The sequence below is a fragment of the Lysinibacillus sp. PWR01 genome, from assembly GCF_043359455.1.
Taxonomy (GTDB): Bacteria; Bacillota; Bacilli; order Bacillales_A; family Planococcaceae; genus Lysinibacillus; species Lysinibacillus fusiformis_F.
On record NZ_JBHERJ010000089.1, the window covers coordinates 94,907 to 120,004 of the forward strand.

19 protein-coding genes and 1 other annotated feature are annotated in these 25,098 nt (G+C 38.5%); of the genes, 11 read left to right on the top strand and 8 right to left on the bottom strand.

The window, feature by feature from the left end:
• The first annotated feature begins 95 nt into the window (after positions 1-95).
• Both ACEVFT_RS20700 and ccpA read left to right on the top strand, forming a co-directional pair.
• The gene (locus ACEVFT_RS20700; protein ID WP_004226108.1) at positions 96-1,181 is read left to right on the top strand and encodes a bifunctional 3-deoxy-7-phosphoheptulonate synthase/chorismate mutase; all 1,086 of its coding nucleotides are present in this window, start codon (positions 96-98) and stop codon (positions 1,179-1,181) included.
• Between the two features lie 174 nt (positions 1,182-1,355).
• A complete protein-coding gene (ccpA, locus tag ACEVFT_RS20705; RefSeq protein ID WP_342441303.1) occupies positions 1,356-2,360 on the top strand; it encodes a catabolite control protein A in 1,005 nt (334 codons plus the stop codon).
• A 194-nt stretch (positions 2,361-2,554) separates the two neighbouring features.
• Here the strand turns inward: ccpA and ACEVFT_RS20710 are convergent, their stop codons facing one another.
• Genes ACEVFT_RS20710 through ACEVFT_RS20720 form a run of 3 tightly spaced genes read right to left on the bottom strand, consistent with a single transcriptional unit; the run spans position 2,555 to position 5,019 of the window.
• Positions 2,555-3,715: an acetoin utilization protein AcuC gene (locus ACEVFT_RS20710; RefSeq protein WP_205445012.1), complete on the bottom strand. Its 1,161-nt coding sequence runs from the start codon at positions 3,713-3,715 to the stop codon at positions 2,555-2,557.
• Positions 3,715-4,362: an acetoin utilization AcuB family protein gene (locus ACEVFT_RS20715; RefSeq protein ID WP_205445010.1), complete on the bottom strand. Its 648-nt coding sequence runs from the start codon at positions 4,360-4,362 to the stop codon at positions 3,715-3,717. The genes ACEVFT_RS20710 and ACEVFT_RS20715 overlap by 1 nt, the downstream gene beginning before the upstream one ends.
• Positions 4,363-4,386: 24 nt before the next feature.
• Positions 4,387-5,019, bottom strand: coding sequence for a GNAT family N-acetyltransferase (locus ACEVFT_RS20720; RefSeq protein ID WP_036078398.1), 633 nt, complete (start codon positions 5,017-5,019; stop codon positions 4,387-4,389).
• Between the two features lie 321 nt (positions 5,020-5,340).
• Between ACEVFT_RS20720 and acsA the strand changes: the two genes are divergently transcribed.
• From acsA to ACEVFT_RS20745, 5 genes are all read left to right on the top strand, one after another.
• Positions 5,341-7,068 (top strand): acetate--CoA ligase, encoded by a 1,728-nt coding sequence (gene acsA, locus ACEVFT_RS20725; RefSeq protein ID WP_393951182.1) that lies wholly within the window; start codon positions 5,341-5,343, stop codon positions 7,066-7,068.
• A 228-nt stretch (positions 7,069-7,296) separates the two neighbouring features.
• Positions 7,297-8,331 carry an N-acetyl-gamma-glutamyl-phosphate reductase gene (argC, locus tag ACEVFT_RS20730; RefSeq protein ID WP_393951183.1) on the top strand — a complete coding sequence of 345 codons (1,035 nt, stop codon included), beginning with the start codon at positions 7,297-7,299 and terminating at the stop codon, positions 8,329-8,331.
• Positions 8,332-8,387: 56 nt separating this feature from the next.
• Positions 8,388-9,620, top strand: a complete 1,233-nt coding sequence (gene argJ, locus ACEVFT_RS20735) for a bifunctional glutamate N-acetyltransferase/amino-acid acetyltransferase ArgJ (protein ID WP_393951184.1) — start codon at positions 8,388-8,390, stop codon at positions 9,618-9,620.
• Positions 9,583-10,368, top strand: coding sequence for an acetylglutamate kinase (gene argB, locus ACEVFT_RS20740; protein ID WP_393951185.1), 786 nt, complete (start codon positions 9,583-9,585; stop codon positions 10,366-10,368). The genes argJ and argB overlap by 38 nt, the downstream gene beginning before the upstream one ends.
• 72 nt (positions 10,369-10,440) lie before the next feature.
• Complete coding sequence (locus ACEVFT_RS20745) at positions 10,441-11,571, top strand: acetylornithine transaminase (RefSeq protein ID WP_393951186.1); 1,131 nt, start codon at positions 10,441-10,443, stop codon at positions 11,569-11,571.
• 110 nt (positions 11,572-11,681) lie between these two features.
• On the opposite strand, the gene ACEVFT_RS20750 is transcribed toward ACEVFT_RS20745, so the two are convergent.
• Positions 11,682-12,563 (bottom strand): NAD-dependent epimerase/dehydratase family protein, encoded by an 882-nt coding sequence (locus tag ACEVFT_RS20750; protein ID WP_393951187.1) that lies wholly within the window; start codon positions 12,561-12,563, stop codon positions 11,682-11,684.
• Between the two features lie 135 nt (positions 12,564-12,698).
• A complete protein-coding gene (locus ACEVFT_RS20755; RefSeq protein ID WP_205445002.1) occupies positions 12,699-15,746 on the bottom strand; it encodes a transglycosylase domain-containing protein in 3,048 nt (1,015 codons plus the stop codon).
• Between the two features lie 102 nt (positions 15,747-15,848).
• Positions 15,849-16,057: a binding site (T-box leader), on the top strand.
• Between the two features lie 84 nt (positions 16,058-16,141).
• Between ACEVFT_RS20755 and tyrS the strand changes: the two genes are divergently transcribed.
• Positions 16,142-17,410, top strand: coding sequence for a tyrosine--tRNA ligase (tyrS, locus tag ACEVFT_RS20760; protein ID WP_205445000.1), 1,269 nt, complete (start codon positions 16,142-16,144; stop codon positions 17,408-17,410).
• Positions 17,411-17,461: 51 nt separating this feature from the next.
• Here the strand turns inward: tyrS and ACEVFT_RS20765 are convergent, their stop codons facing one another.
• Together ACEVFT_RS20765 and ACEVFT_RS20770 are read right to left on the bottom strand one after the other, a co-directional pair.
• Positions 17,462-18,265: a cobalamin-binding protein gene (locus ACEVFT_RS20765; protein ID WP_393951188.1), complete on the bottom strand. Its 804-nt coding sequence runs from the start codon at positions 18,263-18,265 to the stop codon at positions 17,462-17,464.
• 130 nt (positions 18,266-18,395) lie between these two features.
• Positions 18,396-19,601 (bottom strand): iron-containing alcohol dehydrogenase, encoded by a 1,206-nt coding sequence (locus ACEVFT_RS20770; RefSeq protein WP_393951189.1) that lies wholly within the window; start codon positions 19,599-19,601, stop codon positions 18,396-18,398.
• Positions 19,602-20,145: 544 nt separating this feature from the next.
• Here ACEVFT_RS20770 and ACEVFT_RS20775 point away from each other — a divergent pair.
• Complete coding sequence (locus tag ACEVFT_RS20775; protein WP_205444997.1) at positions 20,146-20,694, top strand: MarR family winged helix-turn-helix transcriptional regulator; 549 nt, start codon at positions 20,146-20,148, stop codon at positions 20,692-20,694.
• A 91-nt stretch (positions 20,695-20,785) separates the two neighbouring features.
• On the top strand, positions 20,786-21,982 hold the full coding sequence (locus ACEVFT_RS20780; RefSeq protein ID WP_393951190.1) for an MFS transporter: 1,197 nt from the start codon (positions 20,786-20,788) through the stop codon (positions 21,980-21,982).
• An 87-nt stretch (positions 21,983-22,069) separates the two neighbouring features.
• On the opposite strand, the gene rpsD is transcribed toward ACEVFT_RS20780, so the two are convergent.
• Entirely contained in the window at positions 22,070-22,672 is a 603-nt protein-coding gene (gene rpsD, locus ACEVFT_RS20785; RefSeq protein ID WP_205444994.1) for a 30S ribosomal protein S4, read from the bottom strand.
• 661 nt (positions 22,673-23,333) lie between these two features.
• Between rpsD and ACEVFT_RS20790 the strand changes: the two genes are divergently transcribed.
• On the top strand, positions 23,334-25,025 hold the full coding sequence (locus ACEVFT_RS20790; RefSeq protein ID WP_446721640.1) for a sensor domain-containing diguanylate cyclase: 1,692 nt from the start codon (positions 23,334-23,336) through the stop codon (positions 25,023-25,025).
• Positions 25,026-25,098: the final 73 nt, after the last annotated feature.

Below are 25,098 nucleotides of genomic sequence, written 5' to 3' on the forward strand. Positions count from 1 at the left end.
GAACAACATTGATTATAATAATGCTATTATCTAAAAATGTAACATACATTTCAGAGTTCTGAAAGTGTCTGTCATGAGGAGAGGAGCAAGAAAGCATGAGCCAAAAAGATTTAGAAAGCTTACGTAGTCAAATAGACGGTTTAAACTTAGAAATTCTTCGTCTAATTAACGAACGTGCAGCTGTAGTTGATGAAATCGGTAAAATTAAAGAAAAACAAGGTGTGAATCGCTATGATCCACTGCGTGAAAGACACATGCTTGATCTTATTAAAGAACACAATCAAGGTCCATTAAACCAAATGACGGTTGATTATATATTTAAGCAAATCTTTAAAACAGCTTTAAAACAACTTGAAGCTGATAAGAAGAAAGAGTTGCTTGTATCTCGTAAGAAGAAATCAGAAGATACAATTATTAATATCAATGGTGAATTAATTGGACAAGGAAAACCATCTTTCGTATTTGGTCCTTGTGCGGTTGAGTCGTATGAGCAGGTAGCAGCTGTTGCCGCTTCTATTAAAGCAAAAGGTGAAAAGTTAATTCGTGGTGGTGCATATAAACCACGTACTTCTCCATATGACTTCCAAGGTCTTGGGTTAGAAGGTCTGAAAATTTTAAAACGTGTGTCAGAGGAATATGGTTTAGGTGTTATTACTGAAATCGTGACACCAGGTCATTTAGAGGAAGCATTAGATTATATTGATGTTATCCAAATCGGTGCACGTAATATGCAAAACTTTGAATTATTAAAAGCAGCAGGTGCAACAAATAAACCTGTCCTATTAAAACGAGGTTTAGCTGCAACAATTGATGAGTTTATTCATGCGGCAGAGTACATTATGTCTAAAGGAAATGAAAACATTATCCTTTGTGAACGTGGTATTCGTACTTATGAAAAAGCAACTCGTAATACATTAGATATTTCAGCCGTACCAGTTTTAAAACAAGAAACGCATTTACCAGTATTCGTAGATGTTACACATTCAACAGGGCGTCGTGATTTATTATTACCATGTGCGAAAGCAGCTATTGCAATCGGTGCTGATGGCGTCATGGCAGAAGTACATCCAGATCCATCTGTTGCATTGTCTGACTCACAACAACAAATGGATATCCCAACATTTGACGCATTCTATGAAACACTACAAAAATTCATGAAAAATCATGAAATTCATGCGTAATTGTTAACAGCGAACACCGCTTGCTTATTTCGGCAGGCGGTGTTTGTTATATCGTGACAAAATAATGTCTAGAATAGGACTATTAGTACTTGGTTTTTACGTAGTTCTTCTTGAAAATAATATGAAAATTATCGTATGATAAGGCTATAATAGGAAAAAAGGGAGGCACGTACGATGACTGTTACAATTTATGATGTTGCAAGAGAAGCAAATGTTTCCATGGCAACGGTCTCTCGTGTAGTCAATGGTAATCAAAACGTAAAACCAGCAACACGAAAAAAAGTACTAGAAGTAATTGAACGATTAGAATACCGTCCGAACGCAGTAGCGCGAGGTTTAGCAAGTAAGAAAACAACAACAGTTGGCGTGATTATCCCAGATATTGCAAACAATGTTTATGCGGAGCTGGCTCGTGGTGTAGAGGATATTGCCACAATGTACCGTTATAATATTATTTTAGCCAACTCAGATCAACATGAAGATAAAGAGTTACAGCTACTGGATACAATGCTTGGAAAACAGGTTGATGGTATTGTCATGATGAGTGATGAGGTCACAGAAAAAATGCAGCAAACGATGGATCATTCGCCAGTACCGATTGTGCTTGCAGGCTCAGTGGATGAATCCCAAACAATTGCAACTGTGAATATCGATTATTTCCAGGCAGCTTATGAAGCAATTTCATTACTTATTCAAAATGGACATACACGGATTGGTTTCGTGACTGGCCCACTTTCGTATACAATTAACGGAAAATTCAAGCTAGCAGCCTATAAGAAAGCATTGCAGGATGCTGGTTTACCAATAGATGAAGCATTAATTGCCGCAGAAGAGTCCAGTTATGATATGGGCTTAGAGGCTTGGGAGATTTTATCTACTCTTGAACAGCCGCCAACAGCTTATTTTGCAGGTAGTGACGAGTTGGCCATCGGTTTAATTCATGGTGCACAAGACGCTGGCAAAAATGTTCCAGAGGATATTGAAGTTATCAGCTTTGAGAACTCAAAGCTAGCACGAATGGTTCGCCCACAGCTAACAAGTGTCGCACTACCGCTTTACGATATTGGTGCTGTTGCTATGCGCCTGCTGACAAAGTTAATGAGCAAGGAAGCAGTCGAGGATGAGGCGGTAATTTTACCACACCGTATTGAGCATCGACAATCTGTCAAAAGTAAATAATGATTCCTAACACGTAAATCGCTTCTGAAGGATTTGCGTGTTTTTTATTGATTGATGGAAAGAACATCAGAAATAGAGGATAGCAGTTCAAAAGTGCTGGATAGAACGCAAGAATGGATGGATATACCACCAAAAGCGGTGGATAGCTCTCCAATCCAAAGAAAAAGCCCCACGAATGTCGTGAGGCAAAGAGGTTAATCTCGTTTTTCATTCCGAATAATATGTAGCGACTTTGCTAACATTTGAGCATTCTTTTCCTCTATTTCTGCTTTACGAGGAATGTGCTCATATAAAGGAATTGGGTCCTCCCATGTTGGAATAAATGGAACAGGTGCTTCTGGTTGCCAGCGATCAAGCCATGCTTGAGGGAGTGGTCCTGTTGGTAACGCTTGTTCAGTCATTTCCAACCATAACATGGACCAGGCACGAGGCACCACTCGCCAAATATCATAGCCACCGCCACCAACAGCAATCCATCTACCATCACAATACTCATGTGCTAATTGATGAGCAAGCTTTGGAATTTCACGATAAATATTCATGGTTCCATGTAAATGTGTTAATGGATCAAAGTAATGGGCATCTGCACCATTTTGCGTTAATACTACATCTGGCTTGAAAAATTCAAAAATCTCTCGCATGGACTGTTCATAGATTTCTAGAAAGCTTTCATCCTCTGTAAAAGCATCCATTGGAAAATTAAACGAGGTTCCATAGCCTTGGCCATTACCACGTTCGGTAATATTTCCTGTTCCAGGGAATAGATAACGACCTGTTTCATGAATGGACAGTGTACAAACATTAGGATCCTCATAAAAGCTCCATTGGACACCGTCTCCATGATGAGCATCTGTATCTACATAAAGTACACGAGCATTGTACTTTTCCTGCAAGTAACGAATAGCAACCGTGCTATCGTTGTAAATACAAAAACCGGACGCACGACCACGGAAACCATGATGGAGTCCACCGCCAAGGTTAAGGGCGTGTTCGGCTTTCCCTTCCATTACATAATCAACAGCCGTTAAAGTTCCACCAACTAGCTGTGCACTTGCTTCATGCATATTTTCAAAAATGGGGGTATCTTCAGTGCCAATACCATAACTTTCACATTGAGCTTCTGATAATTCACCATGTCCTGCTTTTTTCACGATGTCTATATATTTTGGATCATGTGCAAGCAACAATTCTTCTTCCGTTGCAACACGTGCTGGCACAATATCTACATCATCGAGAGCATTAATATTTTTTAGTAAATCCATAGTTAGCGTCAAGCGTTTATGATTGAAAGGGTGTGTATCTGAAAATTTATATCCGAGTTGTTCCGGCGAGTATACGAATACGGCCTTTTTCATTATAGCGAAACACCTGGTAAATTAGGCCATAGGACATCGAAGCCCTCTTTACGTAGATCTTCAATCATTGCTAAAGGATTTAGTGTTTTTACTCGGACACTTAAAATTTTGTTTTGTGTATTTTCAGAGTCAGGATAAACTAAGACGCTTTGGACATTGGCATGATGTTGGTGAAATATTTTCGTGATTTCAAATAAAACTCCTGGTGTATCTGATACTCGAATTTCGATTTTGGACCCAGGCTCTGTAGCACCAGTCAGCTCTATATAGGTATAGAGTAAATCTGTTGTCGTAACAATGCCTACCAATTTTCCGCCAGAGACAATAGGTAAACAGCCTACTTTTGACTCATAAAACGTAAGTGCTACCTCTTCAACAAAATCTAGTGGATGACCTATAAGAGGGTCTTTCACCATAATTTCCTCTACTTTTGCATTAAAAACAGGAGAGTTTGGTTCATCCTGTAAAGATGAAGGCAAGACCTCTTTAATATCTCGTTCAGTAATTACACCTAAAACGTGGCGTTCGTCATCTACAACTGGTAAATGACGAACCTTTTTTTCACGCATTAACTTCAGAGCCTCATGCACTGTATTGGTAGGAGCTAATGTGTAAGGCTCATCATTCATAATTTCTTCTACAATCATATATGCATCCCCTTTGTATTGGTTTTAATACATGAAACGATTTCTAAAACGAAGCCTATCAAATCTTTCCATTGTCTCAGGAGGCACACGTTTTCCTTCGCGCGCCATAAGGCAATTGGCTGGATGTGATGTAATTTCGGGATCATCCGTGGCAAAATATTCGAAACCAGCGGAGCTCATCATTTTCTCCATCATTTTGCGGTAATCCCAAACATTTAAACCAGTTCCTTTTAAATCCCAATGCCAATAGTACTCGGTAGTAATCACAAGATAATCTTCCATTTCATCTCCCATAAATGAAACGGCTAGTAGTGCCTTACCAGCACCAGTTCCACGGTAGTCTGGAATGACTTCAATGGCGCCTAATTCAATCATGTCATCGATACGATCTTCTGCCCATCGTTCAAGTGGATCAGGATAAAGATAGGTAACATAGCCTACGATAATATCTTCGTTTCGAATAATAATAATTCGGCCTTCAGGAAGTCCTGCAATTTCTATAATGGCCTGCTGCTGTTGTTTTGGAGGTCTGAAGGCAACCAGGCCTTCATGGAATGAATATGTAGCTAATTTTTCTGGAGGCACAGGTCCTTCCACATACACAGTACCATGCTTTGTTTCCTTTGTGACAGAAAAAAAAGTTTTTTTATGTTCCATAATTACACCACCTGAGTTTAATAATTCCATTATAGCTGATTTCTTGCGTAAAAACGCTTATTTTTGCAAAATACACCTGTATTTTTGGAAAAATAAAAATATTGAGACAATCTATGTGAATTCGTGTAAAATAAGATTATATTGCTTCTGTTATTCAACAGATAAAAGTAGTGCTGTTGGGAATTTGAACATTATTACTATGGCTAACTGTTATATAACAAGGGCTACATATCAATTTTGCTTTTGAAATATTTTCTGAATTTCAACAGGGGGGATTGTTGAAATTTAGTCAAAAACAAAAGCGAAGAAAGGGGTATTTTCATGGGGATGAAAATGAAGGAGAAGTTAATGGCTTTACCTGGTCAACACCATTTAATGAATTATGAAGAAGTGGCAGAGTCTCATAATTGGGCAGATACGGAAAAGGCATTTAGCTGGTTCGAAACAGGTTTAGTGAATATGGCGTATGAGGCTATCGATCGTCATACAGAAACACATCGTAAAAATAAGGTGGCACTTTATTTTAATGATGGTAAACGGAAAGAGGCATACTCATTTAATGAAATGAAAAGGTTAACAAACAAAGCAGCGAACGTTTTTAAAACGGCTACTAATTTGCAAAAGGGTGACCGTTTATTTATTTTTATGCCACGTTCACCTGAGCTTTACTTTTCATTATTAGGTGCGTTGAAAATGGGTGTTATTGTTGGACCGTTGTTTGAAGCTTTTATGGAAGGTGCTGTGTATGATCGACTTGCTGATAGTGAGGCAAAAGTATTAGTCACGACACCAGCGTTACTTGAACGTGTACCTTTAGCTAAATTGCCTAAATTGGAGCATATCTTTTTAGTAGGGGAGGATGTTGAGGAAACAGCTCAAATCCTAGACTTTACTAAACATTTAAAAGAAGCTTCAGCTCATTTTGAAATAGAGTGGGTAGACAGAGAAGATGGGATGATTCTTCACTATACCTCTGGTTCAACTGGTGCTCCAAAGGGGGTATTGCATGTCCATAATGCGATGGTTCAGCAATATCAATCGACACAATGGGTACTTGATTTACGCGAAGATGATATTTATTGGTGTACAGCCGATCCTGGGTGGGTTACAGGAACAGCTTATGGCATCTTTGGCCCGTGGTTAAACGGTGTAACAATGCTAATTGTTGGGGGAAGATTCTCACCTCAAGCATGGTATCAAGCTATTGAAGATTATAGTGTGACAGTTTGGTACAGTGCACCAACTGCGTTTCGTATGCTGATGGGTGCAGGAAGTGGCTTGCTTGAAAGCTATGATCTAACGTCTTTACGCCATGTACTATCTGTTGGTGAGCCTTTGAATCCAGAAGTTATTCGCTGGGGAGTAGAGGAACTAGGACATCGTATACATGATACATGGTGGATGACAGAGACAGGAGCCCATATGATTTGTAATTATCCTTCGATGGATATTAAGCCAGGTTCAATGGGGAAACCTCTCCCTGGTATTCATGCGACAATTGTAGATGATGCAGGTAATGAGGTGCCACCTTTTACAATGGGCAATCTTGCCATTCGTCGTGGTTGGCCTGCCATGATGCGCCAAATTTGGGGCAATCCAGAGCGCTATGAATCTTATTTCCTAAAAGGAGAATGGTATGTATCTGGAGATTCAGCCTATATGGATGATGAAGGTTACTTCTGGTTCCAAGGACGTGTGGATGATGTCATTATGACGGCTGGTGAGCGCGTTGGGCCATTTGAAGTGGAAAGTAAACTGCTTGAGCATCCAGATGTAATCGAAGCAGGAGTTATAGGGAAACCAGATCCGGTGCGAGGGGAAATCATTAAAGCCTTTGTATCCTTACGAGAAGGTGTTGAACCTTCTGATACATTAATTGATGATATACGTGATTTTGTTAAGAAAGGTTTATCTGCACATGCAGCACCACGTGAAATTGAATTTAAAGATAAATTGCCAAAAACACGTAGTGGTAAAATTATGCGTCGCGTATTGAAAGCTTGGGAATTAAATTTACCGACTGGTGATTTATCAACGATGGAAGATTAATCATCTCTACTAAAACAACAATTGATATTTATACAACATGTGCATAAAAAGAAGGCAGGGATTCATTCGATGAGCGAAGGGATTCTTGCCTTCTTTTTTCTGAATTTACAAGTGATGTGAAGGTGAAATAATGTCTATTTAAAAAAACAGGGAATTAAATAAAAATTCAGTTGACTTAATAAATATGCAGACGTATACTATTTTTAACTTATTTCAGAGGTGAGTGCAGTGAAAGTAGGTATTGTTGGAGCAACTGGATATGGTGGACTAGAGCTTATTCGGTTTTTACATAATCATCCAGCTGTAGATCAGATTGATTTATTTACTTCTTCAGAAGAGGGTGTTCTTTTTTCTTCGAGATTTGGTCATCTTGTTAGGATAGCTGATACACCGTTACAAAAGATAGCGTATGACACTTTAGAAAAATTTGATGTTGTTTTTACGAGTACACCATCCGGGGTGACAAGTGAGCTTTTACCGCCTTTGGTTGGGAAAGGACCAAAATTAATCGATTTATCTGGTGATTTTCGGTTAAAAGATCTCGCAAGCTATGAAACCTGGTATGGCAAAAAAGCGGCACCGTTCCATAGTGTTCAACAGAGTGTATATGGTTTAACAGAGTGGAATGCAGAGCTTATACGTCAAGCACCACTCATTGCTAACCCGGGTTGTTACCCGACAGCGGTCTTATTATCCTTACTACCACTGATAAAAGAACGCTTAATTGATCCTAGCTTTCTAGTGATTGATGCAAAGAGTGGCATTTCAGGAGCTGGCAATAAGCCTTCACAAACTACCCATTTTAGTGAGACAAATGAGAATTTCTCAATCTATAAAGTAAATACACATCAGCATATACCAGAAATTGAACAGGCACTTTCCATGTTTGCTCAAGTAGAGACAACGATTACTTTTAATACGCATTTGGTTCCCATGACACGGGGAATTTTGGCGACATCTTATGCCCCTGTAATGCCGGGTATCACGGAGTCGCAATTGATCACTTGTTTACAGGCAACCTATGAAAATCATCCATTTGTTCGGATTGTGACCGATGCATCAAGTTTAGGGACAAATCGTGTCAAAGGATCAAATTATTGCGATATTTTAGTGAAAGTAGATTCCCGTACAAATCGGGCAACAATTGTCAGTGTGATTGATAATCTCGTCAAAGGGGCAGCAGGGCAAGCTATCCAAAATATGAATGTGCAATTTGACTTACCACAAACGACAGGACTAGATGTCGTGCCGTTCTTTATTTAACAGCATGCAGGAAACTGTATGCTTCTCTTATTTATTAAACTAAGGAGGAATTTTGAATGACAGTAATCACTTCAACGAATGTAATGAAAAAATTATCAAGTAAAAATATCGTTTCACCAAAAGGCTTTAAGGCAGCAGGATTACATTGTGGTTTAAAGCATAAGAAAAAGGATTTAGCCCTTTTAGTAAGTGAAGTACCAGCAAGTGTAGCAGGTGTTTTTACAACAAACGCTGTGCAAGCAGCACCATTAAAAGTCACGAAGGAAGTTGTTTATACAACTAAGAAAATGCAAGCGATGATCGTAAATTCCGGCAATGCCAATGCTTGTACAGGTAAGCAAGGTGTAAAAGATGCCCAAACGATGCAAGCGCTAGCTGCTGAAAAATTAGGGATTGCTTCAAATTTAGTAGGAGTTTGCTCAACAGGCGTTATTGGGGAAATGATGAAATTAGAGCCAGTAGCGAACGGTATTCAACTGTTAGAGCCAAAGGACAGTTTAGAAAGTGCTATTGACTTTGCACAGGCTATTTTAACGACAGATACTGTCATGAAAAACACGAGCTATAGTACAACTGTGGATGGCAAGGAAGTTATTATCGCTGGTGTTGCAAAAGGTTCAGGTATGATCGAACCAAATATGGCAACAATGCTAGGCTTTATTACAACAGATGCCAACATTGAATCTGATGTGTTGCAGGCAGCTTTATCGACTATTACTAATTTAACATTTAACGCGATTACAGTTGATGGGGATACATCCACAAATGACACAGTGGTGGTATTGGCTAATGGCTTAGCAGGAAATGATTCTTTAACACCTGAGCATCCAGATTGGCAAAACTTCTATTACACATTGCAAACAGTAGCGGAAGATTTAGCAAAAATGATTGCCAAAGATGGTGAAGGGGCAACGAAGCTCATCGAAGTGGAAGTTGTTGGTGCATTTTCAGACGAGGAAGCACGTAAAATTGCAAAAACAGTCGTTGGTTCACCACTTGTAAAGACTGCTGTTTTCGGCTGTGATGCTAACTGGGGGCGTATTATTGCAGCGGTAGGATATAGTGGCGCAACAGTTGATCCAGATAAAATTACCATCCAAATTGGTGGGGCTACGATGGTAGAAAACGGTGAGCCGATTCCTTTTTCTGAGGATGAGTTAATACAAATATTAAAAATGCATGAAGTAAAAATCTATGTGTCTCTTGGTGTGGGTGATGGTAAGGGGCATGCTTGGGGATGTGACTTAACGTATGACTATGTCCAAATCAATGCATCATACCGCTCGTAAACGTATGGTCATTAAACTTGGGGGCAGTACACTGGAAGGTTTAAATGAGGCTTTCTTTGATAATTTTAAAAGATTACAAGAGAGTGGAGTAGAGCTGATTATTACCCATGGGGGTGGGCCAGCCATTAATCGTGAACTAGCTGCTCAAGGCATACAATCTCATACGTTAAATGGAATACGTGTCACAAATGAGGCTGCTATTAAGGTTGTCCAATCGACCTTAATAGGCCAAGTGAACCCTGCGTTAGTTCATGAATTAACAACCGCCGGTATAGCAGCCATCGGATTAAATGGCTTTGATGGTCAGTTGATGGTTGCGGACTTTTTGGATCAAGATATGTATGGCTTTGTCGGAGCGATAACAAACATCAATACATCCTTATTGGAAGCTTTAATGGGTGTAGAAATTGTACCTGTTATTGCCTGCGTAGGTGCTACCGAAGCAGGTCAGGCTCTTAATATTAATGGCGATACGGTGGCAAGTGAAATTGCTTTAGCGGTCGGAGCAGATAGCTTATTACTCGTGACGGATGTGAGTGGTATCCGTATTCAGGATGAATACCAAACAATAGCTACGCCTTCACTCATTGACCAATGGACAGAACAGGGTCATATATACGGTGGGATGATTCCGAAAGTACAAGGAGCCATCGACTGTTTACGGGCAGGGATCCCTTCCGTACAAATCGTGGGTGCAACATTAATTGGGACGACGATTGTAGCCTCAAGTGAACTTCATTCTTCCTAGTGTTCTAATAGGATAGCTTGAGAAGTATAGTTGTTGAAAGAAACTATTTTAAATGATAGTGGAGATGATAACATGAGTGTTTTATTCGAGAACTACGGCAAGCGTCGTGCACAAATCGTCAAAGGTCAGGGGACAATTGTTGAGGATTCTACAGGTAAGCAATACTTAGATTTTACAAGTGGCATTGCTGTGGTGAGTCTTGGTCATGCCCATCCAGCCGTTGTACAGGCGCTACAAGAGCAAAGTGAAAAGCTATGGCATATTTCAAATCTTTTTGATATACCAGGCCAGGAAAAGGTAGCAGAAAAATTAATTGCTAATACGCACTTTGCTCATGCCTTTTTCTGCAATAGTGGGGCTGAGGCTAATGAAGCGGCCATTAAATTAGCACGAAAACATACAGGGAAACATCATATGATTACGTTCGAAAAATCATTCCATGGTCGTACCTTTGGAGCTATGTCTGCAACAGGTCAAGGCAAGGTACATAATGGCTTTGGACCACTCGTGGAAAAGTTTACGATTTTACCATTTAATGATGTTGCTGCACTTGAAGCAGCCATTGATGATTCTGTGGCAGCCATTATGCTGGAGATGATTCAAGGAGAGGGTGGCGTTAATAGCGTCTCAGCAGAATTTGCTACAGCTATTGCAAAAGCCTGTGAGGAGCAAGGGATACTACTAATTATTGATGAAGTGCAAACAGGTATTGGACGAACAGGAACGCGCTATGCCTTTGAACAAACTGTATTAAAGCCACATATCATGACATTGGCAAAAGGCTTAGGTGGTGGATTCCCTGTGGGTGCAATGTTAGGGACTGCTGAGCTTCATGCTACATTTAGTCCAGGAACACATGGTACAACATTTGGTGGAAATCCTCTTGCGATGAATGTGGCACAAGCTGTGTTGAGTCATGTATTTGAGCCAGCCTTTTTACAGCAGGTACAAGAAATATCTGCCTATTTTGTGGAACAACTAAAAGCTCAATTACCTTCTAGCTATACCGTTCAAGGACAGGGTCTTCTGTTAGGGATTGGCTGTGGTGACACGGAAGTAGCGCCTTATATCTCGGCAGCAGAAGAGAGTGGTCTTTTGCTAGTGGGGGCTGGGCCAACTGTTATTCGTCTCTTACCTCCTTTAACGGTCACAAAGGAAGAGATTGATAAAGCAGTAGCTATTTTAAAAAACATATTACCGTGATAGACTTCAGTTCAGCAATGCAAGTGAAGCATCTGCGGCAAAAACGCTGATGCATAATGGATGAACAAAGAATCTGCTAATTATCTAGCAGATTCTTTGCGTTGTTAAAGCTATTGTAGCTGTTTTACTAAGGTTGTCACTAATTTTGGTAGCCAATCCTCAAGCTGACTAAATGTAAATCCTGCCTTCTCTGCTTTTGCGTTGGACATATACCAATCAGCAGGCACCCCATAAGGCGATGGTGATTCCTCATCGCCACCAATAAGGGAAATTTTTGCACGCTGACCACTCGCTTCTTCGATTAGAGCAATGAGGTCTTTGAGAGACATAGCACCAGATGCGGTAGCATTGTATGGTCCTTCAATAGGCGTAACGCCAGCAAAATATAAAAATTCAGCTGCTTCCTCATCTGTAATATAACTCATCTTTGCATCAATGTTCGGTAAAGTAATCGGCTGATTCTGTAAAATACGTTCAACGTGGAAATGTAAACGACGTGTATAGTCATCCTCGCCCATCACAATGGGGAAACGTACAGCAACGACTGGGAATGAAGCTTCTTTAAATAAGACAGCCTCCGCTTGTCGCTTTCCTTCTCCATAAGAAAATTCCTCTTGATGTCCCATGCGAATTTGATACTGGAATGGATCAAAGTCTTCTTCCTTTTTCATCTTACCATCTACTTCATAGGTTGAAAGAGTAGAAGTAAAGACCAGCTTTTTCGTTTTCCCTTTTAATATCTCGCAAATTGCTTGTGCCTCGTTGGGAGAATAGCAAATATTATCATAGACAATGTCCCATGTTGTATTGGCTAGTGCCTGTGCTAGAGTATCACGATCATTACGATTTACTACCAACTGCGTAACATTTGTACCAAAGGGATTGCCACTTTGACCACGTGTTAAAATCGTTACATGATGTCCATTTTGAATACAAAGATCCACTAGCTTTTTTCCAAAAAAACGTGTGCCCCCTAAAATCAATACGTTCATATATTTCCACCCCTTCAAAATAGTAGTCTTCTTTATAATGACAAAAAAACAGACTTACTACAATTCATAAGTAATATGTAGTAAGTCTGTTATTTGATTATTTAATACAAATGCTTTTTGCTAGGGCATAATGGCTTATCGCCTTGATGTGTCAGGTGGAGGCGTGGTATTTTCTCCTCCGTTTGAGCCATCTCCAGGGTTACCAGAGCCCTCGCCATTGCTTCCGGATCCATTTCCATTATTGGAGCCATTGCCGTTGTTACCAGATCCATCACCGTTATTGGAGCCATTGCCGTTATTACCAGACCCGTTTCCGTTATTGGAACCATTGCCGTTACTACCAGAGCCATTGCCATTATTACCAGACCCGTTGCCATTCCCATTAGTTGGTGGCGTTGTAGGTGGTATTGGTTCTTGGTCGTTTTCCTCTGGGTCAGGTTCATTTTCACTACCGCCAGTAGAAACAACATTGGATTGAGGTGATGATAAGCCTGTAATATCTACAGCGACTACTACATAAGCTTGTCCACTAGCAACCGTAATGCTTTGTGTTGATTCTAGTACGGATGTTACAAGCGTATTACCGCCATTCGTAACGTTGTAGATACGATAACCAACAACATCATTCGATGACTCTGACCATGATAATGTAGAGCCATTTACTGAAGCTGAGACAGCTGCTGGTGGGCTGCCATCTGCTGGGAAATCAACAGCTGATACAGATGAATTCGACAATGTTGAATTCTTTGGTAACAGACTAGCAGGGTTACCGCCAAGTCTACCTAACATTCGTTTAATAAAGTCTTGATTAATGCCTGCACCACCTGCTTTGACAAATTCTGCTGGTGTATTTGGCAGGGCATTATAAGTTTTACCTTTAATCGTCACAACACTTGAAGATGCTAAGCTATCATCAGGTTGAGATGGTAAAAATACCTTCGCATTAAATAAATCGGAACGTACAAGACCTGCGCTAGCGCAAGCTGCAGAAGGGGCCATACCGGAAATGCCACAGAATGATGCAGTCACAACATTTTTAGGCGCCTTAAAGCTTGTTGGTGGATCAATTAGCTGAGGGTCCGCATCGTAAACGGCATTCATTAACGTACCCCAAAGCTTATTCACACGAACGCTTGGCTGTAAGTAGGTGTTGTTAAATGCATAAAGTGTACGAGGTTGATCGTAACCCATCCAAACACCAAGAGATACATTTGGGTTATAACCAACTAGCCAAACATCTTTATACTCTTGAGAAGTCCCTGTTTTTGCAGCGAAATCAGAAGAGAATTTTAAGGTATTTCGTGCCATTGTCCCTGTACCTTTAGTAAGAACATCACGTAACATATCTGTCACGATATAGGATGTTTCTGGGCTAAATACTTGAACAGGTTCTACCTCATGTTTGTAAATAATATTTCCTTCTTGGTCTTCGATACGATCAATCATATAGGCATCAATGAATTGACCACCATTTGCAAAGGTAGCAAAGGCATTTGTATTTTCTTCTACAGTAGTCCCTTCACTTAAAGCACCAATACCAGTTGCTAGGTTAGTGAAGTCATCTGGGTGTAATTTTGTGAATCCCATTTTTACTAACAAATCAGCGGGGCGTCTATTAATAATATCATTATATAAACGTAGCGCTGATATGTTTTGAGAGTCTGCTAATGCCTCACGTGCAGGAATAAGTCCTCGCTCATCACTTGTAATATAGTTGCTTGGACTCCATTTACCAATAGAGAATTTCACGTCAACTAATGGGCTACCTGCACCGATAACTCCATATTCTATAGCAGGACCATAAACAAGTAATGGCTTCATTGTAGAACCGTTAGAACGGTAAGCTTGTGTTGCGTGGTTTACTTGAATTGTTTTAAAGTCTCGACCACCGACAAAGCTTAAAATGCGACCTGTGGTATTTTCTATTAAAATACTACCTACCTGTACGGGCATTTCAATATCAATTTCTTCACCAGTAACAGGGTCTTTCCCTTTACCAGTATACGTATGTCCATAATACTGGAAGTCCTTTGCTGCTTTTTGCATCGCATCATACATATCTTTATTAATGGTTGAGTAAATGCGATAGCCCTTAGAACGAACATCACGATCTGCTAAAATCGTATATTTATCCTTTAATTTTTTTTCTGACTTTAAGCGCTCTGGGTCAATGCCATCATCTTTTGCTAGTTTTTCAGCAATAATGTCATTTGCACGAGCTTCAAGCTCATAAGTCAGCCATGGATAACGATCCTCCGCACGCATTTCTGGTCCGCGGAAATCTGCAGCAATATCATAGTTTAACGCTTCATTATATTGTGCATCGTCAATATAACCAGCTTCTTTCATACGATAAAGTACTGTTTTCATACGATCAATACCTGGTTTCAAAGCTTCTTCACTTTTCAGTTCACCTGTATTCGTAAATGGTGTATAAGCAAATGGTGCCTGTGGAATACCAGCTATGTACGCTGCTTGAGGAAGAGACAATTCTTTTGCTTTTACGCCAAAAATCCCTTCAGCAGCTGTTTCAACACCTGCAATATTTCGTCCTGAAGAGTTACGACCATACGGAATAATATTTAAATAAGCCTCTAATATTTCTTCCTTCGTCATAAAATGTTCTAAACGCATCGCCAGTAAAATTTCCTTAGCTTTACGTTCATAGGATACTTCATTTGTTAGTACTTGGTTTTTAATAAGCTGTTGGGTAAGTGTAGATCCACCTGTTTGCGTAGCAGAATTTGTGACATCTTGTAATAACCCACGAATAACCGCTTTTGGTACAATTCCGTTATGCTCTCGGAAATATTCATCTTCTGTTGCCAGAACAGCATTCACAACCTCTGGTGCAACATTGCTAAGCGAAGTTTCACGTCGGTCTAAATCTGTCCGCAATTTCCCAATATAAATATCGTTGGCAAAATAAATTTCACTGGTTTCTTCATAACTAAAAATTTGATCGCGCAGCTCTTCTTTTGAGCGTAGCGGTTCTTCTTTTACAAGAGAAGCAAAATAACCAGCTCCAACTGAACCGACAAATACAGTACCAACCAATGCAAAGACTAAAAATAGTAAAAATAAGTTCCAGGTAACACTACCTGAAATACGTAATTTCTTCATCCATTTTTGTTCAAGTAATTCATCGATCTTTGCATTGATTTTTTCAATCCAATCTTTCAATGTATCGACCTCCTAAAATCTTGTCTATTATAGCACATATTGTTTTAACACGAACATAGTTATTGACTTTGAAAAAGAATCGTATAGAATTATGTTTATAGTTTTCTGGTGATGAAGAGTTTGCAGTAGTGTCTATATTCCCTGTTTAGAGAGCCGGTGGTTGGTGAAAACTGGTCATAATGTAGAGACGAATTACGTGCTTGGAGCTTAGACGTGCGCGCCTGCGATAAAGGCGATTGAATGAAGTGGAAGGTGGATGACATCTTCAAGCTGGGTGGTACCGCGTTAGTTTGCAACTTAACGTCCCTGCATGCAATTGTTTGCGTGTAGGGACTTTTTTTATTTAAAAATATCCATGCACGTAACGAATTTTAACCATTTTAGGAGGAATGAACATGACAAACGAATTATTACAAGATTTAGAATGGCGTGGCTTGCTCTACCAACAAACAGATGCGGAAGGTATGGCAAAACTATTAGATGAACAATCAGTATCTTTATACTGTGGTGTAGATCCAACAGCTGACTCCATGCATATTGGACATATTGTTCCATTGTTAACACTTCGTCGCTTCCAAAAAGCGGGTCACCGTCCAATTTTACTTGTTGGTGGTGCGACAGGGATGATCGGTGATCCATCTGGTCGTTCAGAAGAGCGTCAATTACAAACGGTAGAGCAAATCGATAAAAACGTTCAAGGAATCCGTAGTCAATTAGAACGTATTTTTGATTTTGCGGAAGATGGCAATGGTGCTCAGCTTGTGAACAATCGTGACTGGATTGGTAATATAAACACAATTGAATTTTTACGTGATTACGGGAAATTAATTAACGTGAACTATATGTTAGCAAAGGATACGATTGCTTCTCGTCTTGACACAGGAATCTCGTTTACAGAGTTTGCCTATACATTAATTCAAGGTATTGATTACAATCATTTATACAATCACTACAATTGCCGTATTCAAGTAGGTGGCTCTGACCAATGGGGTAATATTACAACAGGTTTAGAGGTTATTCGTAAAACACACGAGGAAGAAACGAAAGCCTTTGGGATTACGATTCCATTAGTAACAAAGGCAGATGGCACAAAGTTTGGTAAAACAGCAGGTGGTGCTGTATGGCTAGATAGTAAGAAAACATCTCCATATGAGTTCTACCAATTCTGGATCAATGCTGCGGATGCAGATGTCATTAAATACTTAAAAATCTTCACGTTCCTTTCTCGTGAAGAAATTGAAGCATTAGCAGTCTCTGTAGAGGAGGAGCCGCATTTACGTAAGGCACAAAAAGCGCTAGCTGAAGAAATGACTCGTTTAATTCATGGTCAAGAGGCATTAGAGCAAGCCATTCGTATTACAGCAGCTTTATTCTCAGGGGATCTAAAAGCACTTTCAGCTGAAGAAATGAAGGATGCTTTTAAAGATGTTCCTTCTATTGAAATGGCTAAAGAGGACAAAAACATTGTTGACCTTCTTGTAGAAGCAGGCATTTCATCTTCAAAGCGTCAAGCACGTGAGGACGTATCAAATGGTGCAATTAGTGTAAATGGTGAAAAAGTGACGGATTTAGACTATGTATTCGATGCGAAGGATCGTTTAGAGGATGCATTCAGCATTGTCCGTCGAGGTAAGAAAAAATATCATATGGTAAAATTTGTATAATTTCTATTAGCAAAACCACATTCCCAAAAACGAGGGGATGTGGTTTTTTAATCATAAGAAACTCGGCGGTTTTAATTGCTGATATTCTTTAGGATGCAGTATTTTTGCAAGCTTGATGGCACCTTCAATAAGACGTGGAGAAGGGCGACAATACAGCCATTCTTCCATTACATGAAGCTGTTCCGATTGAACGGCATGTAGCTCTTTGGCATATGGACGTTTTAATAAATGAGCAGGTTGTATACGCTCAAATGCTACACCAACCCAAGCCATCATGATGTAGTCGGGCTTACGTTCAACAACATCTGTCCAATCAGTTTGAACACTGGCAAGTTCTACATCTTGAAATAGATTGATGCCACCAGCAAGAGCACTAATTTCCGTTAGCCAATTTATTTTCCCAGGAGTAAAAATAGGATTTGGCCACCATTCCCAATAGAGGGTAGGTTTCTTTGAGATGGTTTGTGCAATGGAATGCATTTTTTCGATGGAATGTATATACTCTTCAGCAATGTTCTTTGCTTGTTCTTCCACTTGACAAGCCTTACCGAGGGTTATAAGATCCTGCGCAATTTCCTCTAATGAGTTTGCGTTAAAAATAATATGAGGAATATTTCTTTCTTTTAATGCCTCGATGTTTCTTTCCATACCGGGTACACTCAAGGAAGCCAGGACAAGATCAGGCTGTAATGCCTCTAATGCATCCATATTAATCGATAAATCTGGCCCAAGCTGCGGTAACTCTTTAACCGTTGCTGGCCAATCCGAATAATCATCGACGCCAACGAGCTGGTCTATCAGCCCTAAATAGGCGACTAATTCTGTATTGCTAGGACAAATTGAAATTAAACGCATATCGTTTTCTCCTATTCTTTTTAAGAAAAGTATAGCGAGAGTTTCTAGGATAGACAATGTGTGTATAAAAAAGGTGGAGAAAACATTTGTTTTCTCCACCCATTGTCATAAACTTATAGGAAACCTTCGATTAAGAAAGGGCAACTGCTTCGAGTGACTGTTCTTTTTTCACAATAGGTCCCATTGCGTTTGTAATGATTTGTTTGATATCCTCTAGTGTTGCTTTACGAGGGTTCGTCTCAGCACACACATCTAACAATGCATTTTTTGCTAGGATCTCAATATCCTCATCTTTTGCCCCTAATTCACGGAAGCCACTAGGAATATTTAAATCTTGTGATAACTTCTCAATAGCTGTAATAGCCTTTTCAGCGGCATCGCGCTTACTTAAACCCTCCACATTTTCTCCTAATAATTCAGCGATACGAGCAAAGCGCTCTGTACGTGCTGTTACATTGAATCGGCAAACATGTGGCAATAAAATAGCATTGCACACGCCATGCGGTAGATTATAGAAACCGCCCAATTGATGAGCAATTGCATGTACATAGCCAAGTGATGCATTATTAAAGGCCATTCCCGCTAAAAATTGTGCATATACCATTTGTTCACGTGCTTCTATATCAGCTCCATTTGCATAGGCACGTGGTAAAAATTCAGGAATCAGTTGGAGTACTTTTTCAGCACATGCATCTGTAATTGGTGTAGCATTCGTAGAAACGAATGATTCGATGGCGTGTGTTAATGCATCAACACCAGTTGCCGCAGTTAGAGCAGGAGGTAAGCCAATCATAAGCTCAGGGTCATTAATGGACAGTAATGGTGTTACATGCTTATCAACAATGGCCATTTTCACTTTACGTGCTGTATCTGTAATAATGGTGAAACGAGTCATTTCACTTGCAGTGCCTGCAGTTGTATTGATCGCAATTAATGGCACAAGTGGATTTTGTGATTTATCAACGCCTTCATAATCATGAATGCGTCCACCATTCGAAGCAATAAGTCCGATACCTTTTGCTGCATCGTGTGCGCTGCCTCCTCCAAGAGAAACAATAGAATCGCAGTTTTCAGCATGATACACTGCAATGCCATCTTCAATGTTTTGATCTGTTGGATTTGGTTCTGCTTTAGGGAAAATTGCTACATCAATTCCAGCAGCTGTAATGATATTTGCAATTTGTTCTGAGAGACCTAATTTGTGTAGGCCCTCATCTGTTACGATTAATGTCTTTTTCACTTCTAAATCATTTAAGCGCTTACCAACTTCTTGAATTGCTCCAGGTCCAAATAAGTTTGTTTTCGGCATAACAAATTGCTTTAGAACGTCTGACATATTTCCAACCCCTTTTAAAAAATTATTATTGCTTGAATGATGGTGAACCACCTTTCGCAATTCATCGTATTCTATTTTTTGTTAAAGTTCAACTCGTATTTTTATTAAAATTGTTAATTTTATTCATGTTATTATTTTACAAAAAAGTTAATGGGTCGAAGAAGGTGTGAAATGTTGTTTTGTAGTAGAATATTTAATTTAATAAGGTTTGAAAAATATTTTACTATGAAAATAAAATATATTTTTTGGAAAACAGTTCTATTTTGATGATCTATTGAATAGTAAATAACTGATATTTTGTTTTTATTATTAAGGTAGTGATTATGTTATTTTGAAACTATGTAATTACTATTTTAAAGTACATAAAATTGTCACAATATGTGGGGATAATTATTGTAGGTTATAATAATTAGGGCAATGCGTCTACGCTAAAAAAGTAGTGGCTTTATTTTGAAGAAATTTGTGGAAATAAAAGTTCTTGCCTTCGATTAAATTTATAGTTAGAATAGTTGATAGTTAGATAATCTAATTAAAAGGTGATTCAATGACAAAAATTAAGAAAACGTACACGAATGAAGATGATTTGCCAGTATTAGGGGTAGAGCCATATATTGAACTGATTCAGACGTCTTCTGCCAGTGATACAAATCAAGAAGATGCGAAATTGGGATTAATATTGTTATGGTTAAGTGATCATGTTTTAGATGTAATAGACAATGAGTTAGCTCCTTTTGGAATTACAGAAAGTAAATTAGACTTATTACTATTGCTGACACTACATGGAGAGAGACGTGCGACTCCGTCTGCTTTAGCTAAACGATTGGGCATTACGAGAGCATCCGCAACGTCAATGCTTGATTGGCTAGAAAAGAGAAATCTTGTTGTACGGAATCATAGTAAAGAAGATCGGAGGAAGATCTATGTAAGTTTAACGGATGAAGGTCGTATTTTTATTGCTGAAGTTTTACCGACTTATTGGTCGTCATGCGCTTCTAATGTAAGCGATTTGGAACCTGATGAACGACAAGTATTTGAGAAGTTAGTGAGTAAATTATTAAAATCTATACAAAGAAAACTAAAGGTGGAACGTTAAACTGTAGCTATATTGATGCAGTTTAATTTTCAGTCATTTAATTAGATTATCTAACTATAAGTTAATCGAACTAAAAAGGGTGATTTATTTAATGAACATTGTAATTTCAGAAAATCGCGCAAATTATGCTTTAATGACAACTATTTTATCCTGGACAGGTATGGTAGTGATGTCGAGTCTCTATTTAACAATACCGCTGATTAGTGTATTCAGTGATTATTTTAATATTTCATTGACTAAAGCGGGCTTTACATCAAGTGTTTTTTCACTTGGATTTGCACTAGGGTGTTTTTTCTATGGTGCGATATCAGAAAAATATGGACGTAAAAATGTCATTGTATTCGGGCTTTTTTCATTAAGCATGATAACGTTACTTCTAGGTTTAGTTAATGATTTTTCTTTTATCCTTCTATTAAGAGGATTACAAGGGCTCGCGGCAGCTACATTTTCACCCGTAGCACTTGCTTATACACTTGAGGTTTTTCCTAATGATCGAAAAGTTGGGGCAGTTGGTTTTATCAGTACGGGATTTCTTGTAGCGGGTATAGTTGGTCAGGTGTTTAGTGGATATGTAAGTGAACATAGTCATTGGCACGTCATCTTTTATGTGCTTGCTGCAGTGTATGTTATGACTGCTTTGTTAGTCATGTGGATCTTACCGAAGGGAATAATTCAGAACGAAACTAAAAATATATGGGCTCCTCTGAAGAGAATCGGTATTATTTTCACCAATAGAAATTTGATATTTAGTTATCTCATTGCGTTTGTATTATTAATGTCATTTGTCAGTATGTACATTATTTTAGGTGCATATTTAACGAGTGATTCCTTTGGTATGAAAAGTCAGAACCTCATTTACATTCGTGCCTTTGGGATAATAGGAATGGTTATGTCACCATTTGCAGGGAAATTAGCAAAGCGTTTTAATGTGCTGTTTGTACTGAAAATGGCCTTATCTCTATCGATTATTGCACTAATCCTGATGAGCTTTATTTCAACTATAGCTGGTTTAACGATCATTAGTATTTTATTTGTTAGTGGGATTGCACTTGCTGTTCCTTCATTAGTAACACTTGTTAGTCAGTTAGGCTGGAATATGGGAGGGATTGCAGTCTCGATGTATACAGTCATTTTATTTGCTGGAACAAGTGTTGCACCGTTCATATCTGTTTATTTGATACAATCTGGTAGCTTTACTGTAGCCTTCCTTCTTCTTGCTACAACACTTAGTACGGGATTAGTTTCTGCACTAATGATTAATAGCGGAAAAAACGTAGGTTCGAATTGATTGTCATAGGAATTAGGATAAAATGGTGAAACAATAAAAAAGCCCTGAAACCTTGATATACAAGGGATTTCAGGGCTTTTGTTGTCATTAACGAGAGTAGTACTCTACGATGAATGATTCGTTGATTTCAGCTGATAATTCAGAACGCTCTGGAAGGCGAGTGAATGTACCTTCTTTTTTGTCAGCATCGAATGTTAAGTAGTCAGGTACGAAGTTGTTTACTTCGATAGCTTCTACTACTACAGCAAGGTTTTGAGATTTTTCACGAAGAGAAATCGTTTGACCTGGTTTTACGCTGTATGATGGGATATCAACGCGTTTGCCATCTACTAAGATGTGACCATGGTTAACTAATTGACGAGAACCACGACGAGTACGAGCTAAACCTAAACGGTAAACTAAGTTGTCAAGGCGAGTTTCAAGAAGGATCATGAAGTTTTCACCGTGAACACCTTTCATTTTACCAGCACGGTCAAATAGTGTACGGAATTGACGTTCGTTCATACCATACATATGACGAAGTTTTTGTTTTTCTTGAAGTTGTAAACCGTATTCTGATAATTTTTTACGTTGGTTTGGACCGTGTTGACCTGGTGCGTAAGGGCGTTTTTCGATTTCTTTACCTGTACCGCTTAGTGAGATACCAAGACGACGTGATAATTTCCAAGATGGACCTGTATAACGAGACATATTGTTGTCTCCTCCTTTAAATTTGGTTTTTTTGTTGTAAAACAAAAACCAGTAGTACCCGTTCTTACACGTATTTTATTTTCATGTACTTTCGCCTATGCAGCCGTTAGGTTACGCAATACACCATCTAATTTTCATTACTGAGAATCTCAAGTAGTTGTATATCAGAAAATAGAGGAATAAAATACAATCATAAGCTTATACCACTGCTGCGTTTATTTTACACAACCTCCATTGTAACTGCTTAGGACAAGGACGTCAATTATTTGCTTTTAAAAATTTGTAAAAGAACATAGTAGGAAATTCCTCACTATCTATTTTAAATGATATAGGAATAGTTAATGATACGCTGTGTAATGTAAATTGTAAAAGTAAGGGATAATTACATAGTCAAAATGACACAAATTATGTATAATATATTATAAGTTAATAGTAATTGATTTGGACGTTATATAGAAAAGGTGATTTCATGACAGACCATTTACAAACGCTAAAATATATAAAATCTGATGTTTTGAGCTTTTGGGTGAGTTCTTATGAAGAACAAACTAGTTTTAATGGGTATTTTTGTTCATTGAAACAGTTTCTAAAGAAGCGCTTGAAAATTGACAATGCTGCTTTTCTCAGTTTTGAAGGTAATTCTTTAATACCTATTGAAGAGATGGCTTCATTAACAATTGAAACAAAGCTAAATGCTGTGTCATGGCTGATGATCGAAGCTAGTTTTTATCAACAAAAAGTAGTGAAAATTCCTTATATATTAAAAGCAAGACAAGCCTATTCAATGATGACAGATATGGTGCTTTTCCAAGCAGAGGGCAAAAATCCCATTGGTGTATTACTTGTGGAGGCAACAGAGTCTTGGACAGACTTTATGACCTCGGAGTACGGTGAAGAGTGTATAGAAATACTTTCAAAGGTTCTTCAAATGATTAGAGACAATTTAGATGTCAAAATAAATGAAGACCAATATAGAAAACTATATAACATGACTGATTTATTTCATTCAACAATGGATATTGATTTAATTTTAGAAAATGTATTAAAAAATATACGGGATAATTTCCCTGAATTTAATGTGGAGCTGATATTATCGAATGATCAAGATCGACACACGACCATCGATATTAAGCTTTTTGATTATTTATCTGAAAGACCTGCTACAATTGAAGCCTTTGTATCAGGAGAGTTAACGACAGAGTTAGCGAGCGATTTAAATTGTCGGTTGTTAAATGCACCTATTAAGGGCAGGCAAGCTATCTATGGCATCTTGCAAGTAAGTGCTCCCACGACTTATCTTTTTTCAACAACTGAAAAAGATTTTGTACGGATGCTGGCGCAAGCGTCAGGAAATGCTCTTGAAAATGCAAAATTATATCATCAATCGCATCGCCTCGTAAGTGACTTACAACTCATTAATGAAACATCGCATCGTTTAAATATGCGAATTGACATTCATGAAATGTTACTTTTCCTACAAAAGCAGTTACTGAAATCTTTTCAGCCAATGGAAGTTTGTTTCGCATTTAAAAAACACGATACATTTGAAATAACAGGTGCAAGTACCTCCTTGTTCCATTCAGAAAATGGTCAGAGTTATATAAAACATGTTGAACAGCATTTTGCTCAAACGAATGATCCACTATTTGTTGCCGATTTCAGCCGTCTAACTCCTAATCAAATTGAGTATCGTTCTATTATGGCGATTCCTATACTTATGGAGGAAAAGATTAATGGTTTTAGTATTGTCTTACATAAAGAGCCATATTTCTTTTCGTTCGATAGTTTCAAATTAATGCAATCTTTAATTCACCACTCATCGTTAGCCATTGCAAATTCAATTTTACGAACACAGCTTCAGGAAATGGTCGATTTGGATCATTTAACGAAACTATATGCTCGCAGTTACCTCGATCAGTTTGTAGAAAAATCACTTGAATATGATCAATCTGGTATGTTTTTGTTAATTGATATTGATAATTTTAAACGTATAAATGATACGTACGGTCACCAAGTTGGAGATAAAATTCTTGTACAGATTGCGGTTCAATTAAAAGAGACGATTGGAAGTCGTGGGATTTGCGCAAGATGGGGTGGAGAAGAAATGTCTGTCTATGTGCCTAATATCAATGAAAAAGAAGCTTTAGAATTAGCATCAACCATTGTGAAAGTAATCCCAAGTGCCACAGATCCACAAGTTACAATTTCTGCGGGGCTTATAACATGGGATGAGCGAGATCGACCAGCATTCCAATCTGTGTTTTTACATGCTGATACAGCCTTGTATGAAGCAAAAAATAGTGGGAAAAATCGTTTTTGTACTCATAACGGTTCGTATCAAACAAATTTATAGGTTTGATGAAGCACAATATAAATAGTTGTTTAAATAAATTACCCTGAAATGACAATATAAAACATTTCAGGGT